Origin of the sequence: Paenibacillus rigui (genome assembly GCF_002234615.1) — a bacterium.
Lineage (GTDB): Bacteria > Bacillota > Bacilli > Paenibacillales > NBRC-103111 > Paenibacillus_S > Paenibacillus_S rigui.
Genome location: NZ_NMQW01000087.1, coordinates 1 through 1,448 on the forward strand (window position 1 = coordinate 1; position 1,448 = coordinate 1,448).

Genomic DNA, 1,448 nt, shown 5'->3' on the forward strand with positions numbered 1-1,448 from the left:
CTTGTTTCAGCCACATGTACGCCCCATCGTACGAGGAAAAGTGAATGCGCCTGTTGAGTTTGGGGCCAAGATAGCGATCAGTCTATGTTCTGGCTATGCGCGGATGGAGAAGCTTTCCTGGGACAACTTCAATGAATGTACGACCTTGCAACATGCGGTAGAAACGTACTATGCGCGGCATGCTTACTATCCAGAAGCGGTACTGGCCGACCAGATCTACAGAAATCGCGAGAATCTGGCCTTCTGCAAAGCACGGGGCATTCGACTCAGCGGACCACAATTGGGCCGGCCGAAGAAAGAAAACAAACAAGACAAAATCATCGCCAGGCAAGATGCTGCTGAACGCAACGCCATCGAAGGCAAGTTTGGAGAAGGAAAACGCGCCTATGGTCTAGGGCGTATTCGAGCACGCCTTCGTGAAACGAGCGAAACGGTCATCGCCCTTCAGTTGCTGATCATGAATCTGGAGCGGAAGCTACGGCTTCTCTTTTTATCTATTTTTCGATGGCTGCTTCGTCGAGGCTTGCTGCCACAATTAGCCTAGGGGGCAATTGTTCAGCAAGCCCTAATTAGTAGTCTTCTATAATGATCCCAGTTATATATAATATTACCACGAAGAGATTTATTTCTTTACCTTTTCGTGGTAATATAGTATTTTTGGTTAAATGGATAACTACATTTATAAAATTTGTCAAATTGCGTTTTTTTTGAAATCGCTTACATTGGTATTTACAGCAATTTCATTAGTTCCTATAGATAATGATGTATATGCTATAGCGTCGGTTCATGGTAAGCGTCTAACAATAAGGTGTATTCCAATCCCATTTAGATTTTGAGACAATTCCGTTAGAGTAGTCATTGGAGTTTTTCGACTCTACTCGAAAAACTCCAATGGGAGTGTGTAATGCTCCCCAGTGTCAAGACACGATTTTACGAGGAATAAGTTATGTCCTCCCATCTCGTAATCTACTACCTTAGGATGCCAGTTGCTCTAGCTTTTGCGTGTAAAATTGTACAGGCTTAGCCCCATTAAGAGACTGGTGGGGGCGTTCATGATTGTAAAATTGGACATAATGAGCTATCCCTTTGCGCAGCGCGCGAGGGTCTTCAAATTCATTTAGGAAGATACATTCATACTTGAGCGACCGAAAGTACCGCTCTGTTCGGCTGTTATCCGTTGCCCGGCCTCTGCCGTCCATTGATACCTGTACCCCTTCTTTTTCTAACAATTCCAGGTAATCCGCATTGGTAAAATGAGAGCCCTGATCGCTGTTCATGATCTCTGGTTTGCAGCGGCTGAATGCACGTTTGAGGCACGTCAAAACAAAACCCTTCTCGAGTGTATTGGACACCTCGTAATCGATTACTTTGCGGCTGTACCAATCGATGATGTTGAACAAGTACATAAACCCCTTGCCCATTCTCAGATATGTCCCTTATAAACATTT

The 1,448-nt window shown here is 44.5% G+C and carries 2 protein-coding genes; one reads left to right on the plus strand and one right to left on the minus strand.

Features of this window, described 5'->3' with window-relative positions; translation table 11 throughout:
* The coding region (locus CF651_RS31715) for a transposase (protein ID WP_144029152.1) at nucleotides 1–544 on the plus strand (544 nt) is incomplete at its 5' end.
* A 430-nt stretch (nucleotides 545–974) separates the two neighbouring features.
* Here the strand turns inward: CF651_RS31715 and CF651_RS31720 are convergent.
* A complete protein-coding gene (locus CF651_RS31720; protein WP_342746639.1) occupies nucleotides 975–1,421 on the minus strand; it encodes an integrase core domain-containing protein in 447 nt (148 codons plus the stop codon).
* Nucleotides 1,422–1,448 lie beyond the last annotated feature (27 nt).

Coding starts and splice junctions, on each gene's coding strand:
- CF651_RS31720 (WP_342746639.1), bottom strand. CDS start 1,421: ATGGGCAAGGGGTTTATGTACTTGTTCAACATCATCGATTGGTACAGC.